The following is a 15,729-nucleotide window of genomic DNA, read 5'->3' as shown; positions in this document are numbered from 1 at the left end:
AGAACGACATGAAGAAACTCAAACTGGTGATGATCGGCAACGGCATGGCCGGGGTTCGCACCCTTGAAGAATTGCTCAAGCTGAGCAGCGACCTGTACGACATCACGGTGTTCGGCGCCGAGCCCCACACCAACTACAACCGCATCCTGCTGTCACCGGTGCTGGCCGGCGAGCAGACCTTCGAAGAGATCGTGCTCAACGACCTCGACTGGTACCTGGACAACCACATCAAGCTGTTGCTCAACCGCAAAGTGGTGCAGATCGACCGTGTAAGACGCATCGTCATCGCTGAGGACGGCAGCGAGGCCGAGTACGATCGTCTGTTGATTGCCACCGGCTCGACGCCTTTTATCCTGCCAATCCCCGGCAATACCTTGCAGGGTGTGATCGGCTACCGCGACATCGCCGACACCCAGGCCATGATCGACACCGCCAGGACCCACAAGCACGCGGTGGTCATCGGCGGCGGCCTACTCGGCCTGGAAGCCGCCAACGGCCTGATGTTGCGCGGCATGCACGTGACCGTGGTGCACATCGGCGAATGGCTGCTGGAACGCCAGCTGGACAAGACCAGCGGCCAGTTGCTGCAAACCGAACTGGAAAGCCGTGGCCTGGTGTTTCGCCTGTGCGAGCAAACCCAGGCCCTGCACGACGCCGGCAATGGTCGTGTCGGCTCGGTGCAGTTCAAGAATGGCGACATCATCCCCGCCGACTTGGTGGTGATGGCCGCCGGCATCCGCCCCAACACCGAACTGGCAGAGAAATCCGGCATCCCCTGCAACCGTGGGATTCTGGTCAATGACACTCTGCAAACCTACGACCCGCGCATCTATGCCATCGGCGAGTGCGCCAGCCACCGTGGGATCGCCTACGGCCTGGTGGCGCCGCTGTTCGAACAGGCCAAGGTCTGCGCCAATCACCTGGCCCAGTTGGGCTTTGCCACTTACAAAGGCTCGGTGACCTCGACCAAGCTGAAGGTCACCGGTATCGACCTGTTTTCCGCCGGGGATTTCATGGGTGGCGAAGGCACTGAGACCATCACCCTCTCCGACCCGATTGGCGGCGTGTACAAGAAGCTGGTGATCAAGGACGACATCCTGGTTGGCGCGTGCCTGTACGGCGATACCGCCGACGGTGGTTGGTATTTCCGCCAGATCCGTGAGAACCACGCGATTGGCGAGATTCGTGATCACCTGATGTTTGGCGAAAATGCTTTAGGCGATGTCGGCCACCAAGGCCAGGACAAAGCCATGAGCATGGCCGACAGCGCTGAAGTCTGCGGCTGCAACGGCGTGTGCAAAGGCACCATCGTCAAGGCGATTCAGGAACACGGGCTGTTCAGCGTTGACGATGTGAAGAAGCACACCAAAGCCGCCAGCTCCTGCGGATCCTGCGCCGGTCTGGTGGAACAGATCCTGATCAACACCGTGGGCGGCGCCGCCGACGTCAAACCCAAAAGCGAAAAAGCCATCTGCGGCTGCAGCGACCTCAACCATGGGCAAATCCGCCAGGCGATCCGCGACCAGCACCTGCTGACCATCGCCGGCACCATGAGCTACCTGAACTGGCGCACCCCCAACGGCTGCGCGACCTGCCGCCCGGCCCTGAACTATTACCTGATCTCCACCTGGCCCGGCGAGGCCAAGGACGACCCGCAATCGCGCCTGATCAACGAACGCGCCCACGCCAATATTCAGAAAGACGGCACCTACTCCGTAGTCCCACGGATGTGGGGCGGCGTGACCAATCCGTCGGAGTTGCGGCGCATTGCCGATGTGGCCGACAAGTACAACGTGCCAATGGTCAAGGTCACCGGTGGCCAGCGTATCGACCTGCTGGGCATCAAGAAACAGGATTTGCCCGGTGTGTGGAAGGACCTCGACATGCCCTCCGGCCACGCTTACGGAAAATCCATCCGCACCGTGAAGACTTGCGTGGGCAGCGAGTTCTGCCGCTTCGGCACGCAGAACTCCACGCAGTTGGGTATCGAGTTGGAGCACGACCTGTTCAATATGTGGTCGCCGCACAAGGTCAAGCTGGCGGTGTCCGGTTGCCCACGCAACTGCTCGGAAGCGGGCATCAAGGACGTCGGCATTATCGGCGTCGACTCCGGCTGGGAGATGTACATCGGCGGCAACGGCGGGATCAAGACCGAAGTCGCGGAGTTTTTCGTCAAGCTGAAAACTGCCGAAGAGGTGCGTGAATACAACGGCGCGTTCCTGCAGCTGTATCGCGAAGAGGCTTTCTACCTCGAGCGCACCGTGCATTACCTGCAACGGGTAGGCATGGAACACATCAAGAAAGCCGTTCTGGAAGACCCGGCCCGGCGCCAGGCCCTCAACGAGCGCCTGCAATTCTCGCTGTCATTCGAACAAGACCCGTGGAAAGAACGCCTGGAACAGCCGCTGCTGAAAAAGGAATTCGAGGTCATCCCCGTCAAACAGCTGGAGGTGTCGGCATGAACTGGCTGGATATCTGCGCCCTCGATGAAATCAACGCCCTGGGCTCGCGCATCATCAATGGGCCAAAAGGCGATATTGCGATTTTTCGTACCAGTGACGATGAGGTTTTCGCTCTTGATGACCGCTGCCCACACAAAGGCGGGCCGCTGTCCCAAGGCTTGATCTACGGCAAGCGCGTGGCCTGCCCGCTGCACAATTGGCAGATCGACCTGGCGTCGGGTGAAGCCCAGGCGCCGGACATCGGCTGCGCCCATCATCACCCCGCCCGCGTAGAAAACGGCCGGGTGATGCTGGCCCTGCGGGACGCCGGTTGATGAACCGCCAGACCACCGCGTCCACCTGCTGTTACTGCGGCGTGGGTTGCGGCGTGCTGATCGAGCATGACGGCGTGCAGATCCTGGGTGTGCAAGGCGACCCGAACCACCCGGCCAACTTCGGCAAGTTGTGCAGCAAGGGTTCGAGCCTGCACCTGACCGGCGACCTGACCGCCCGTGCCTTGTACCCGGAACTGCGCCTGGGCAAAGGCCTGTCCCGCGCCCGCACCGACTGGGACACCGCCCTGGACCACGCGGCCAACGTGTTCGCCGACACCCTTGCCGAACATGGACCGGACAGCGTGGCGTTTTACATCTCTGGCCAGTTGCTGACCGAGGACTACTACAGCTTCAACAAGCTGGCCCGCGCGCTGGTGGGCACCAACAATATCGATAGCAATTCGCGGCTGTGCATGTCTTCGGCAGTGGTCGGCTACAAGCGCAGCCTGGGCGCCGATGCGCCGCCGTGCAGCTATGAAGACCTGGAGGCAAGTGATTGCGTGATGATCGTCGGCAGCAACATGGCCTACGCCCATCCGGTATTGTTCCGACGTCTTGAGGAAGCCAAGGCGCGGCGCCCGCAAATGAAAGTGCTGGTGATCGACCCACGGCGCACAGACACTTGCGATTTGGCCGACCTGCACCTGGCGATCCTGCCGGGCACCGATGTGGCGCTGTTCCATGGGATCTTGCACCTGTTGCTGTGGGAAGACTGGATCGACCGCGACTTTATCCAGGCGCATACCGATGGGTTGCTCGAGTTGAAACGACTGGTGCATGACTACACGCCGCAGATGGTCACGCAGTTGTGCGGCATCAGCGTCGAGCAGTTGCGCGTGTGTGCAGAGTGGGTCGGCACCTCCGGCAGTTTTCTCTCGCTGTGGTGCATGGGGCTCAACCAGTCCACCGCCGGCAGCGCCAAAAACAGTGCGCTGATCAACCTGCACCTGGCCACCGGCACCATTGGTCGGCCGGGTTGCGGGCCGTTTTCCCTGACCGGCCAGCCAAATGCCATGGGCGGACGCGAAACCGGCAGTTTGTCGAACCTGCTGCCGGGGCATCGCGAGGCGGCCAACCCTGAGCACAGGGCTGAAGTCGCGGCCTATTGGGGCGTTGAATCGTTGCCGGCGCCTACCGGGCTTACGGCTATCGAACTGTTCGAACAGATCCAGGCCGGCAAGATCAAGGCCGTGTGGATTGCCTGTACCAACCCCGCGCAATCCTTGCCGGACCAGAACAGCGTGCGTGCGGCATTAGCGGCCTGCCCGTTCGTGGTGTTGCAGGAGGCTTTTCGCACCACCGAAACCGCCGCCTACGCCGACCTGCTGTTACCCGCCGCCAGTTGGGGCGAGAAAGAAGGCACGGTGACCAATTCCGAACGGCGGATTTCCCACGTACGCCGCGCCATCGACCCACCCGGGGAAGCACGGCCGGACTGGGCGATTACCGTGGATTTCGCACAGCGCCTTGAGCAACGCTTGCGTCCGGGGTTGCCGAGTTTGTTCGCCTTCGAGCAACCGGCGCAGATCTTTGATGAGTACAAGATGTTGACCCGTAACCGCGACCTTGACCTGTCGGGTATCAGCCATGCCCTGCTCGACCAGCTCGGCCCGCAGCAATGGCCATTTCCCGTGGGCGCACAAGCGGGCACGCCGCGCCTGTACACCGAGGGTGTGTTCCCGACAGACAGCGGCCGCGCGCATTTTATCGCCGATCCTTACCGCGCCGCCAAAGAACAACGTGATGCACGCTTCCCACTGACCCTGATCACCGGGCGCCTGCGCGATCAATGGCACGGCATGAGCCGCACCGGCACAGCCGCGCAGTTGTTCGGGCACGTCAATGAAGCACTGCTGAGCCTGCACCCGGATGAGCTGCGTCGGCACCGTTTCAAAGAGGGCGATCTGGTCAGCCTGAAAAGCCGTCGTGGCAGCGTGATTATCGCCGTCAGCAGCGATGACAGCGTGCGCCCGGGCCAGGCATTCCTGCCGATGCATTGGGGTGATCGCTTTCTCAAGGGCGGTGTTAATGCCCTTACCCAGCCGGCGTTCGACCCCTTGTCGAAACAGCCCGAACTCAAACACAGCGGCGTGCGCCTGGAGCCAGTGCAACTGCCGTGGCAGCTGTTCGCGCTGATCGAAGGAAATGTGCAGCAACACTTTGACGCCCTACGCCCGCTGTGTGAGGGCTTTGCCTACGTCAGCTTGAGCCTGGCCGGGCGTGAACGGCCGGCTCTTCTGGTGCGCGCAGCCCATACCGAGGCGCCCGACTTGCAACTGTTAACCCGTATCGACGAACTGCTGGGCCTCAATGACGGCCCGGTCATGGCCTATGACGATCCGCGGCGTTCGATTGGCAAGCGAGTAAAAATCGAAAAAGGCCGCATCACCGCGCTGCGCCTGGCCGGCGAAACCCTGGCACGGCATTGGTTGCAGCGTTTGTGGCTGGAAGGCCGTGCCGACGATCAACTTCGGCGCTGGTTACTTGCGCCGCTCAGTGCACCACCGGGCGGCGCGGCAGCCAGCAGTAAAATTTTGTGCAACTGCAAGAACGTCAGTGAAAGCGCGGTATGTGCCGGTATCGGCCGTGGCCTGGACCTGGCCGGGCTTAAGCAGGAACTGGGCTGCGGCACACAGTGCGGCTCTTGTGTACCGGAAATCAAACGTCTTTTGGCCAGCACGTCGCTGCCAATCGCAATCAGTGTGTGAGGGGATAAACATGAGCGCAAAAGTCTGGCTGGTAGGCGCAGGCCCCGGTGATCCGGAGTTGTTAACCCTCAAGGCGGTACGCGCCCTGCACGCAGCCGATGTGGTGCTGATCGATGATTTGGTCAACCCGAGGGTGCTGGAGCACTGCCCGGACGCTCGGGTGATAACCGTGGGCAAGCGCGGCGGCTGCCGTTCGACACCCCAGGATTTTATCCACCGCCTGATGCTGCGCTATGCGCGCCAAGGCAAATGCGTGGTGCGACTTAAGGGCGGCGACCCGTGTATTTTCGGCCGGGGCGGCGAAGAAGCGCTGTGGTTGCGTGAACGCGGGGTTGAGGTGGAATTGGTCAACGGGATTACCGCGGGCCTGGCAGGTGCAACGAACTGCGATATTCCCCTGACGCTGCGCGGGGTCAGCCGCGGTGTGACGCTGGTCACTGCGCATACCCAGGACGACAGCAGCCTGAACTGGCGCGCCTTGGCCGAGAGCGGGACGACATTGGTGGTGTATATGGGCGTGGCGAAGCTGGAGGAGATTCGTCAGCAATTGCTGGAGGGCGCAATGGCAGCGGATATGCCGGTGGCGATGATCGAGAACGCATCATTGCCTCAGCAACGCGAGTGCCGCAGCACTCTGGCGCACATGCATACCGATGCACAGGTATTTGCTCTGAAAAGCCCCGCAATCCTGGTGATCGGCAGTGTTGCTGGCGCAGGGCAAGCCGCCTCCATCACAGTGTCAGCCAGCGCCTGAGGTAAATCTCAGGCAAAAAAAAGCCCGGCCTAAGCCGGGCTTTTTTCTACCACTCAGTAATTACTGAGCTTGAGCTTCAACCGACGCTTCTACGCGACGGTTAACAGCGCGACCAGCTTCAGTTGCGTTGTCAGCAACTGGGCGGGATTCGCCGTAACCTACCGCGGTGATGCGGCTAGGAGCAACGCCGTCTTTAACCAGGACTTGCTTAACAGCGTCAGCACGACGCTGGGACAGCTTCTGGTTGTAGGCGTCTGGACCGATGGAGTCAGTGTGACCAGCAACTTCTACGTTGGTAGCTGGGTACTGAGCCATGAAGTCGGCCAGGTTTTTCACGTCGCCGTAGCTGTTAGGCTTAACAACCGACTTGTCGAAGTCGAACTTAACGTCCAGCTCAACACGAACAACCTGAGCAACTGGAGCTTCTGGCTCTGGAGTTGGCTCTGGAGCTGGTGCTGGGGTAGGAGCTGGAGCAGCTGCGCCAGCGTTACCGCCGAAGTTCACACCCAGGCCGACCAGTGCGGAGTAGTCCCACTTGCCGTTGTCCAGTGCGTAGTCAGCTTCAACACCGGCACGAGCGTACACGTTGTTGGTGAAGTAGTACTTCACGCCAGCGCCGGCGATAGCCAGGGTGGACTGGTCGCGACCGCTGTGGCCGTCAGCTTTGACGTTGCCACGGCTTTGGTGGCCGAAACCGCCTTCTACGTATGGACGCAGGCTGTCAACGCCAGCCTGGCCGAAGTGGTACTGAGCAGTCAGGCTGCTAGTGTCGCCACCGATCTTCTGGCTGCCAGTACCGTCGTTCGAACGGGTGTGGTTGGTTTTGTCGTAGGACAGGTTCAACGACAGGTCGTCGGTCAGGAAGTAACCAATGCGAGCGCCTGGGTTGAAGCCGTCTTCGATGTGCTTAACGCTATCGTTGTACTGCTTCTTGTAGAACAGCTCGCCTTCAACTGCGCCTTGGCCTTGTGCCAGTGCGCCGAAAGAAGTAGCGGCAATAATAGAACCAATGGCAAAGCCCAAGGTGTTTTTCAGTTTCATCCGTTAAATCCCCATCTGGTGATTGTAAAGCAGTCCCACAAACCGGGGGACAACTCGGCGACAAGTCTAACAGAACTTGCCTACACGTAAGAGATATTTGCCACGCACTAAGTTTCAGTCTCGCCCGCAAATTTCTCACGTAATTTATCAAGAGCACGCTTGTAACGCATTTTTGTAGCACTCAAACCCATGTGCATGATGTCAGCAATTTCCTGAAACTCCAGCTCTGCGACAAATCGTAGCACCAGAATTTCCCGGTCAATCGGATTCACATGCACCAACCAGCGATCAAGTCCGGCCTTTTCCTCGGGTACCGGCGCCTTTTCTTCAGACGCTTCCTCAAGGGGGTCCAGACTTAAAGCGTCCATCAAGCGACGCTTTCGCCGTTCCTTACGATACTGCGTGATGCACTCGTTGTACGTGATGCTATAGAGCCATGTCTTGAACTTCGATTTGCCCTCGAAGTTCTTCAGGCCGTACAGCACCTTGAGCATCACTTCCTGACAGACATCATCCGCATCTCTATCGTTCCCTAAATACCTTGAACAAACGTTGAACAGAGTGCGTTGATACCTGCGCATCAATTCTTCGTACGCGCGTGTTACGTGAAACAGCTCCGTGTGCGAGCGCGCGACCAACTCCTCATCAGAGAGCTCACGGGGGTCATAGCGCGTGGACAGCGTTTGGGCTTTATTCAAAACAAGTCGTGCCGACAGTCAGGTCAATGTCCGCTACAGCCCGGTCTCCCGGGTTTGCGGCGGCGTACATTAGCAGGATTTGCCGGGTTAGCGGCTACTGACCTGCTGCTCGAGGAGAATCCGATTGGACAGCGATACCAGCTCACCGTCATCGGTCAGCACCGTCGTCTTGACCGTGCCGATCTCCTCGATTTGCCCTTCGACCTCGCCCACACGCACCTGTTGCCCAACCTGATACAGCTCACGCACATAGATTCCCGCAAGAATCTGACCGGCAATTTCCCGGCTTCCCAAACCCATGGCCAGCGCAACTGCCAGACCAACGGTAATCAAAACAATCACAATCACGTGGTTTAGAAGGTCAGTTTTGACCTCCAGCTGGCTGATCGCGACGGAAATACTGATGATGATCACCAGCCCCTGGGCAATTCGCCCCAGGCCCGCAGCATAGTCCAACCCCACGCCTTCAGCAGCACCGCGCACCAGCCCGTTGGCCAGTTGCGCCAGTAAAACACCTACCAGCAACACCAGCGCGCCGCCGAAAACCTTCGGCAAATACAGCGCCAGCATGTCGAGCGTAGCTGAAACTCGCTCAAGTCCAAGGGATTGAGCCGCAGAAACCAGAAAAATAAGCAGAACGAACCAATAAACGATCTTACCGATGAGGGTTGAGATCGGCACTTGCAGCCCTGCACGGCCTAGCAGCTTGGTCAGGCCGGTGCCCGCCATCAAGCGATCCAGCCCCAATTTTGCGAGCAATTTGGACAGCAGGGTGTCGAGCAACTTGGCCACGACAAAGCCCAGCAACACCAAAACCAGAGCACCAAACAGGTTGGGAATGAAATTCGCCACCTTGGTCCACAATGCGGTCATCGCGGTGACCAGGCTCTGGGTCCAGAGATCAAGTTCCATATTCAATCAGCCTTATCAGCAGTGCGAGCAAGAGGTTTACGGCGCGAAACCGGCGATACGTGGGCCGAACCATTGTTCAGGGCCATCATCAACGCCGGCAACCAACGACCCAGCAGACCGAACAGGTCACCCGCCCCCACCTGACGGTTGGCGGTTTTCAACACGCGGCCCAGGCATGCATCGTCATCACGGTTGGATGGCGACGCATTGAGCATGTCACGCAAAGACTGTTCGAACGGATCGTGCATAAAGACCTCTCGCAAGTGAGTTAAAAGACGAGGGTTAAATTCTTTGGGTCACATGTGCCCCTGCCTGTGTTCAGGTCATATTCAGGTCAAACCCAGCGCAATCGTCGAAATAGCCACCATTGCCCCAGTGCTACCGAGACCATCAACAAGCAGGCAATCACGAATCCATAGGGGCTGCCAGAGAACGGAATCCCGCCCACATTTATACCCAGCAAACCGGTCAGAAAACTCATCGGCAGGAAGATCCCGGTGATGATCCCGAAGCGGTACATGGTGCGATTCATGCGTACGCTCAAGCGCCGGTCTTCGGCCTCAAGTACCAGCCCCACGCGCTCCCGGGTCAGTTCGAGCTCTTCCAGGTAGCGGGTCAGGCTGTTGTTCAATTCGTTCCAGTAGTCAGCATCGTCATCACAAAACCACGGCAATTTGATCCGCGTCAGCTGCGCAAAAATATCCCGCTGCGGCGCCAGGAAACGCTTCAATCCGGCAGCCCGTCGACGGATCTGCAAGACGTTGCCGTGCTCCGGGGTATACCGTTCGTCGGCGTCGAGTTTTTCTTCCTCTAAATCGACGACTTCGGACAGGTCGGTGACCAGATCCTGCACTTTATGGGTCAGGTACTGCGCCATATAAAGGATGAGTTCAGAAGCGGTTTTTGGCCCTTTGCCCTCAGCCAGTTGCACCAGTAGCTCATCGGTAGCCCGCAATGGGCGCAAGCGCAGGGAAATCACGCGACTGGCTGCCGCGAAAATACGCACCGAGACCATGTCTTCCGGCTCGGCGCCAGGGTTGAGGTTGACTCCGCGCAGAAACAACAGCAATTCGCTGTCCGGCAGCGGCAACAGGCGCGGTCGGGTGTTTTCCTCCAGCAACAAGTCGCAGGCAAATTCGCTCAAACCGCTGGATTTACGCAACCAGGTCTGGGTCTGTGGATGGCTGCGATCCCAATGCAGCCACAGGCTTTCCTGGGGCTGCAGCTGCAAATCATCGAGCTCAGTCCGGGCAATCGAACGCGCACCGCCTTTACCGTCCAGCACCAGGGCATGCACCAGCCCCCATTGCGCGTTTTCTTCCTCGAACATCCTCACCCCTTTCGGCTACTGCGGTTTATTCAGGCATTTTCAGCGGGCTTGGCGAAACGATCACGCCATTATTGTCGGCGTAGACGTACTCACCAGGGCGGAATGTCACGCCGGCAAACGTCACCACCACGTTCAGGTCGCCAATGCCGCGCTTGTCGGTCTTCATGGGGTGAGGCGCCAGCGCCTGCACACCCAGGTCTGTCTGGGCGAGGACGTCGACATCACGCACGCAACCGTAGATCACCAACCCTTCCCAACCATTTTTTGCAGCTTTCTCGGCGATCATGTCGCCCAGCAGCGCGCGACGCAGGGAACCGCCGCCGTCGACCACCAGCACTTTGCCGGCGCCTGGTTGGTCGGCCTGTTCCTTGACCAGCGAATTGTCTTCGAAGCACTTGATGGTGACGATTTCACCGCCAAAGGAGTCTCGGCCACCGAAATTACTGAACATCGGCTCAACTACCTGCACCAGCTCCGGGTAGGCGTCGCACAGATCGGGCGTCACGTAATGAATCATCGGGAAACTCCTGTCATCAAAGAAGAGGTCGAACATCCCACGGTGTACATCAGAAAAACGCGTCACAACGGCTGAAGTTTAAGCGCTCACCCCTCAGCGGCGGCCATGATCAGACCCACGCCATCGCAACGCAATAGCGACTGCGCGACTGAATATGACCAGAAGCGTTTGACGCGTCATATCTTAGCCGCAACCTCTCTGGAGTGAAACGCCCTTGGCAGAGCGGTTATGCTAAACCGTTGCAGCTACCTGGGGCTCTGCTGCGAATAAAGGTGTCAGTGGATCTTTCAGCCATTGCGCCATCAACGGCCACACTTCGGCCTGCGCGGCCTTGCTGACCAGCATCTCGACGTGCCCGAAATCCCCGCTGAAGCCTTGCTTGCGCCCCAGGCACAGGTATTGGCGGTGTTCAGAGCCAACCTGTTCGAACAGCTTGCGACAAGCCCAGTCCGGGTCCTGTTGATCGCCAGCAGCGCTGACCGCCAGCAGCGGCACGTCGACATCGGCCAGGCCTTTCCACCAGTCCTGCTTGCCATCGCCAAAACGACCGAACAGGCCGTTCCAGCGCATGGCTTCGATCATCACGCCCGCCGGCTCGTCCTCGGGGCCGCGTTTGAGCCGTACACCGGATACTTCACCAAAGCGTTTCAAGAGCAAACGGCCGGTCCACTCCAGCGGCGGAATCTTCAACGGCCAGTGGGTGCGGCTGACCTGGCAGCCAAACAGGGCTACCGACGCCACGGCTGGCGCGCCAAGGTGCTGACCGCCCAAAGCCGCTGCCAAGGCAGTGCCGCCCAGGGAGTGGCCGATCCAGTGCGGGATTTGTGCGCTTTGCTCACGGACAAACGCGCCGATCGCCGGCAAATCGTAACGCGCGTAATCGGCGACGCGGTTTCTGGCGTAATCCTGATTGCGCTTGGACAGGCCATGGCCGCGCATTTCCGGGATCCACACATCAAACCCCTGACGCGCCAGGTAAGCGCCCAGGCCGATACCTTTGGGCGAATACCAGAAGCGCCGATTGGAAAAACTGCCGTGCAATAAAATTACCGGCGTGCCCCGGTTTTCCGGGACATCTGCCAGGCCCAAACGGGTCACAGCCAGCTCAACGGTGCCGTCGGGGCTGTTGCCGGGTTTGAGGCGGTACACATCTTCACTCAGGTCGCCACGACGTTCAGCGCTGATCAAGGCGACGGGAAATAGGTTGCTGCTGCTTTGCATAATGCTCTTGCACAAAAAAGGGCGGCGTCCGGATGGAATTCCGCCCTGTACAGATAAGAATGCCGGTCACCCAGGCTGGGTGACCGGCACTTTTGACGTCACGCCCTTAAGCGGACGCTTGGCCTTCCGCCAGGAAGAACCAGGTTTCCAGCACGGAGTCGGGGTTCAGCGAGACGCTCTCGATACCCTGTTCCATCAGCCATTTGGCCAGGTCCGGGTGGTCGGAAGGGCCTTGGCCGCAGATACCGATGTACTTGCCGGCCTTGTTGCAGGCCTGAATGGCGTTGGCCAGCAGCTTCTTGACCGCAGGGTTACGCTCATCAAACAGGTGCGCGATGATCCCCGAGTCACGGTCCAGGCCCAGGGTCAACTGGGTCAGGTCGTTGGACCCGATGGAGAAGCCGTCGAAGAACTCCAGGAACTCCTCGGCCAGGATGGCGTTGGACGGCAGTTCGCACATCATGATCACGCGCAGGCCATTCTCGCCGCGGGACAAGCCGTTTTCAGCCAGCAGGTCGACGACTTGGCTCGCTTCGCCCAGGGTCCGTACAAACGGCACCATGATCTCGACGTTGGTCAGGCCCATCTCGTTGCGCACGCGCTTGAGGGCACGGCATTCGAGTTCGAAGCAGTCACGGAAGGCTTCGCTGATGTAACGCGAAGCGCCACGAAAGCCCAGCATCGGGTTTTCTTCTTCGGGCTCGTAGAGCTTGCCGCCGATCAGGTTGGCGTACTCGTTGGACTTGAAGTCCGACAGGCGCACGATGACCTTTTTCGGGTAGAACGCCGCCGCCAGGGTGCTGATGCCTTCCACCAGCTTCTCGACGTAGAAACCCACTGGATCGTTGTAGCCGGCGATGCGCTTGTCGACGCTTTCCTTGATTTCCAGCGGCAGGCCGTCGTAATTCAACAGCGCCTTAGGGTGTACGCCGATCATGCGGTTGATGATGAACTCGAGGCGGGCCAAGCCCACACCGGCGTTCGGCAACTGCGCGAAATCGAACGCACGGTCGGGGTTGCCGACGTTCATCATGATCTTGAACGGCAGGTCCGGCATCGCATCGATGGAGTTTTGCTTGATATCGAAGCCCAGTTCACCTTCAAAGATGAAGCCAGTGTCGCCTTCGGCACAGGACACGGTCACACCCTGGCCGTCTTTCAACAGTTGGGTGGCGTTGCCGCAACCGACGACTGCGGGAATCCCCAACTCACGGGCAATGATCGCCGCGTGGCAGGTACGCCCGCCACGGTTGGTGACGATGGCGCTGGCGCGCTTCATCACTGGTTCCCAGTCCGGGTCGGTCATGTCGGAGACCAGCACGTCACCGGGCTGGACCTTGTCCATTTCAGACACGTCCTTGATGATCCGCACTTTGCCGGCGCCGATGCGCTGGCCGATGGCACGACCTTCCACCAGCACAGTGCCGGTTTCTTTCAACAGGTAGCGTTCCATCACGTTGGCCGAAGTGCGGCTTTTCACGGTTTCCGGACGCGCTTGCACGATGTACAGCTTGCCGTCGTCACCGTCCTTGGCCCACTCGATGTCCATCGGGCACTTGTAGTGCTTTTCGATGATCATCGCTTGTTTGGCCAGTTCGCTGACTTCAGCGTCGGTCAGGCAGAAACGCGCGCGTTCGGCCTTGTCGACTTCAACGGTTTTCACCGAGCGACCGGCCTTGGCCTCGTCGCCGTAGATCATCTTGATGGCCTTGCTGCCCAGGTTGCGGCGCAAGATGGCCGGGCGGCCGGCCTCAAGGGTGTGTTTGTGGACGTAGAACTCGTCCGGGTTAACCGCGCCTTGTACGACGGTTTCGCCCAGGCCGTAGGCGCCGGTGATAAACACCACATCACGGAAACCGGATTCGGTGTCCAGGGTGAACATCACGCCGGCGGTGCCGGTTTCCGAACGCACCATGCGCTGCACACCGGCAGACAAGGCCACCAGCTTGTGGTCGAAACCCTGGTGTACGCGGTAGGAAATAGCGCGGTCATTGAACAGCGAGGCAAACACTTCCTTGGCGGCGCGGATCACGTTTTCAACGCCGCGGATGTTCAGGAAAGTTTCCTGCTGGCCAGCAAAAGAGGCGTCCGGCAAGTCTTCGGCGGTGGCCGAGGAGCGCACGGCAACTGCCATGTCCGGGTTGCCGGCCGACAGTACTGCGAAGGCGGTACGGATTTCTTCGTTGAGCTTCTCGGGGAACTCGGCGTCCATGATCCATTGGCGGATCTGGCTGCCGGTTTTCGCCAGGGCATTGACGTCATCGACGTCCAGGGCGTCCAGCGCGGCGTGGATCTGGGCGTTGAGGCCGCTCAGCTCGAGGAAATCGCGGTAAGCCTGGGCCGTGGTGGCGAAACCACCGGGCACCGACACACCAGCGCCTGCAAGATTACTGATCATCTCGCCGAGGGATGCGTTCTTGCCCCCCACATGCTCTACATCATGGACGCCGAGCTTATCGAGGGAAACTACGTACTCTACCAAGGTGATCTCTCCACTTTCTGTGTTGGAAAAGCTCAGGACGCCGGCGGCTCAGTAGGAGCAAACGCCAGCGCTTGTGGCCTGGACCTGGAAAATAAGTGAGAATGCGGCCCACTGCGGGACGGCAAAATCGCGCCTATCATATCCAAGATTCGCCATCAGCTTAAGGCCCAGGGCTCAAATGAAACGATCTGCTTTCTTTATCTCCGACGGCACCGGCATCACAGCCGAAACATTGGGTCAGAGCCTGCTCGCGCAGTTCGAAAACATTACCTTCGCCAAATTCACGCGGCCGTATATAGACAGCGTGGATAAAGCGCGGGCCATGGTACAACAAATCAATCTGGCGGCTGAAAAAGACGGTTTTCGCCCGATCATTTTCGACACCATCGTCAATCAAGACATTCGTGAGATCCTGGCAACCTCCAATGGTTTCATGATCGACATCTTCTCTACGTTCCTGGCGCCATTGGAACAGGAGCTGAGTGAACATTCCTCCTACTCCGTGGGCAAGTCCCATTCCATTGGCCACAACTCCAACTATATGGAGCGTATCGAGGCGGTGAACTTCGCCCTCGACAACGATGACGGCGCCCGCACCCACTACTATGACAAGGCTGACCTGATCCTGGTGGGCGTGTCTCGCTGCGGCAAGACCCCGACCTGCCTGTACATGGCCATGCAATTCGGTATCCGCGCAGCCAACTACCCGCTCACCGAAGACGACATGGAGCACCTGACGCTGCCTGCCGCCCTGCGTGCGCATTCGCACAAGCTGTTCGGCCTCACCATCGACCCGGACCGTCTTACCGCCATCCGCAACGAGCGCAAGCCCAACAGCCGCTACTCCAGCTATGCCCAGTGCGAGTTCGAGGTGCGCGAAGTGGAAAATCTGTTCCGTCGCGAGAATATTGCGCACATCAATTCCACGCATTTTTCGGTGGAAGAGATTTCGGCGAAGATTCTGGTGGAAAAAGGTGTGGAGCGCCGCTTCAAATAGTGGGTGCCTGCACGGGCGCCATCGCAGGCAAGCCAGCTCCCACAAGGGAATGCATTCTAAATGGGGGAGATTCTGGTGGAGAAAGGTGTGGAGCGCAGATTCAAGGAGTGGATGCCTGAACTGGCCCCAGCAAGCCAGCTCCCACAGGGGAATGCATTCCAAATGGGGGAGATTCTGGTGGAGAAAGATGTGGAGCGCTGATTCAAGGAGTGGATGCCTGAACTGGCCCCAGCAAGCCAGCTCCCACAGGGGAGTGCATTCCAAATGGGGGAGATTCTGGTAGAGAAAGGTGT

General features: G+C 59.3%; 14 protein-coding genes. 6 read left to right on the top strand and 8 right to left on the bottom strand.

The features are described 5' to 3' along the window. Window positions 1–8: 8 nt before the first annotated feature. The 4 genes from nirB to cobA are packed head-to-tail and all read left to right on the top strand — an operon-like array spanning window position 9 to window position 6,238. On the top strand, window positions 9–2,462 hold the full coding sequence (nirB, locus tag ACQY47_RS22355) for a nitrite reductase large subunit NirB (protein WP_138451662.1): 2,454 nt from the start codon (window positions 9–11) through the stop codon (window positions 2,460–2,462). Next, window positions 2,459–2,776 (top strand): nitrite reductase small subunit NirD, encoded by a 318-nt coding sequence (gene nirD, locus ACQY47_RS22350; RefSeq protein ID WP_017134764.1) that lies wholly within the window; start codon window positions 2,459–2,461, stop codon window positions 2,774–2,776. The genes nirB and nirD overlap by 4 nt, the downstream gene beginning before the upstream one ends. Continuing rightward, the gene (locus ACQY47_RS22345) at window positions 2,776–5,484 is read left to right on the top strand and encodes a molybdopterin-dependent oxidoreductase (RefSeq protein WP_428551932.1); all 2,709 of its coding nucleotides are present in this window, start codon (window positions 2,776–2,778) and stop codon (window positions 5,482–5,484) included. The genes nirD and ACQY47_RS22345 overlap by 1 nt, the downstream gene beginning before the upstream one ends. 10 nt (window positions 5,485–5,494) lie before the next feature. Beyond that, window positions 5,495–6,238, top strand: a complete 744-nt coding sequence (gene cobA / locus ACQY47_RS22340; protein ID WP_428551929.1) for a uroporphyrinogen-III C-methyltransferase — start codon at window positions 5,495–5,497, stop codon at window positions 6,236–6,238. Between the two features lie 60 nt (window positions 6,239–6,298). On the opposite strand, the gene ACQY47_RS22335 is transcribed toward cobA, so the two are convergent. The 8 genes from ACQY47_RS22335 to ppsA all read right to left on the bottom strand — a co-directional run bounded on the left by ACQY47_RS22335 (window position 6,299) and on the right by ppsA (window position 14,439). Beyond that, the gene (locus ACQY47_RS22335; RefSeq protein ID WP_017134761.1) at window positions 6,299–7,279 is read right to left on the bottom strand and encodes an OmpA family protein; all 981 of its coding nucleotides are present in this window, start codon (window positions 7,277–7,279) and stop codon (window positions 6,299–6,301) included. 107 nt (window positions 7,280–7,386) lie between these two features. Beyond that, window positions 7,387–7,977, bottom strand: a complete 591-nt coding sequence (gene sigX, locus ACQY47_RS22330; protein ID WP_017134760.1) for an RNA polymerase sigma factor SigX — start codon at window positions 7,975–7,977, stop codon at window positions 7,387–7,389. Between the two features lie 87 nt (window positions 7,978–8,064). Beyond that, window positions 8,065–8,889 (bottom strand): mechanosensitive ion channel family protein, encoded by an 825-nt coding sequence (locus ACQY47_RS22325; RefSeq protein WP_003193288.1) that lies wholly within the window; start codon window positions 8,887–8,889, stop codon window positions 8,065–8,067. A gap of 2 nt (window positions 8,890–8,891) precedes the next feature. Beyond that, on the bottom strand, window positions 8,892–9,137 hold the full coding sequence (locus ACQY47_RS22320) for a hypothetical protein (protein ID WP_005790375.1): 246 nt from the start codon (window positions 9,135–9,137) through the stop codon (window positions 8,892–8,894). A gap of 86 nt (window positions 9,138–9,223) precedes the next feature. Beyond that, on the bottom strand, window positions 9,224–10,219 hold the full coding sequence (locus ACQY47_RS22315; protein WP_428551924.1) for a zinc transporter ZntB: 996 nt from the start codon (window positions 10,217–10,219) through the stop codon (window positions 9,224–9,226). A gap of 25 nt (window positions 10,220–10,244) precedes the next feature. Beyond that, window positions 10,245–10,733 (bottom strand): ribonuclease E activity regulator RraA, encoded by a 489-nt coding sequence (gene rraA, locus ACQY47_RS22310; RefSeq protein WP_169985266.1) that lies wholly within the window; start codon window positions 10,731–10,733, stop codon window positions 10,245–10,247. Window positions 10,734–10,967: 234 nt separating this feature from the next. After that, on the bottom strand, window positions 10,968–11,957 hold the full coding sequence (locus ACQY47_RS22305; protein ID WP_017134757.1) for an alpha/beta fold hydrolase: 990 nt from the start codon (window positions 11,955–11,957) through the stop codon (window positions 10,968–10,970). A gap of 106 nt (window positions 11,958–12,063) precedes the next feature. Further along, a complete protein-coding gene (ppsA, locus tag ACQY47_RS22300; RefSeq protein ID WP_017134756.1) occupies window positions 12,064–14,439 on the bottom strand; it encodes a phosphoenolpyruvate synthase in 2,376 nt (791 codons plus the stop codon). 178 nt (window positions 14,440–14,617) lie between these two features. Between ppsA and ppsR the strand changes: the two genes are divergently transcribed. Together ppsR and ACQY47_RS22290 are read left to right on the top strand one after the other, a co-directional pair. Further along, window positions 14,618–15,436, top strand: a complete 819-nt coding sequence (gene ppsR / locus ACQY47_RS22295) for a posphoenolpyruvate synthetase regulatory kinase/phosphorylase PpsR (RefSeq protein ID WP_003193298.1) — start codon at window positions 14,618–14,620, stop codon at window positions 15,434–15,436. Window positions 15,437–15,496: 60 nt separating this feature from the next. Next, the gene (locus tag ACQY47_RS22290; RefSeq protein ID WP_236445773.1) at window positions 15,497–15,637 is read left to right on the top strand and encodes a hypothetical protein; all 141 of its coding nucleotides are present in this window, start codon (window positions 15,497–15,499) and stop codon (window positions 15,635–15,637) included. Window positions 15,638–15,729 lie beyond the last annotated feature (92 nt).

It is taken from the genome of Pseudomonas edaphica, from assembly GCF_965277385.1.
GTDB lineage: Bacteria > Pseudomonadota > Gammaproteobacteria > Pseudomonadales > Pseudomonadaceae > Aquipseudomonas > Aquipseudomonas edaphica.
This window is presented reverse-complemented; position numbering and strand designations above follow the sequence as displayed.

What these genes read in the sequence shown, in the direction of transcription:
- ACQY47_RS22320 (WP_005790375.1), bottom strand. Translation starts at nt 9,137, where the DNA reads ATGCACGATCCGTTCGAACAGTCTTTGCGTGACATGCTCAATGCGTCG.
- nirB (WP_138451662.1), top strand. Translation starts at nt 9, where the DNA reads ATGAAGAAACTCAAACTGGTGATGATCGGCAACGGCATGGCCGGGGTT.
- cobA (WP_428551929.1), top strand. Translation starts at nt 5,495, where the DNA reads ATGAGCGCAAAAGTCTGGCTGGTAGGCGCAGGCCCCGGTGATCCGGAG.
- ACQY47_RS22290 (WP_236445773.1), top strand. Translation starts at nt 15,497, where the DNA reads ATGGGGGAGATTCTGGTGGAGAAAGGTGTGGAGCGCAGATTCAAGGAG.
- nirD (WP_017134764.1), top strand. Translation starts at nt 2,459, where the DNA reads ATGAACTGGCTGGATATCTGCGCCCTCGATGAAATCAACGCCCTGGGC.
- ACQY47_RS22315 (WP_428551924.1), bottom strand. Translation starts at nt 10,219, where the DNA reads ATGTTCGAGGAAGAAAACGCGCAATGGGGGCTGGTGCATGCCCTGGTG.
- ppsR (WP_003193298.1), top strand. Translation starts at nt 14,618, where the DNA reads ATGAAACGATCTGCTTTCTTTATCTCCGACGGCACCGGCATCACAGCC.
- ACQY47_RS22345 (WP_428551932.1), top strand. Translation starts at nt 2,776, where the DNA reads ATGAACCGCCAGACCACCGCGTCCACCTGCTGTTACTGCGGCGTGGGT.
- ACQY47_RS22335 (WP_017134761.1), bottom strand. Translation starts at nt 7,279, where the DNA reads ATGAAACTGAAAAACACCTTGGGCTTTGCCATTGGTTCTATTATTGCC.
- ACQY47_RS22325 (WP_003193288.1), bottom strand. Translation starts at nt 8,889, where the DNA reads ATGGAACTTGATCTCTGGACCCAGAGCCTGGTCACCGCGATGACCGCA.
- ACQY47_RS22305 (WP_017134757.1), bottom strand. Translation starts at nt 11,957, where the DNA reads ATGCAAAGCAGCAGCAACCTATTTCCCGTCGCCTTGATCAGCGCTGAA.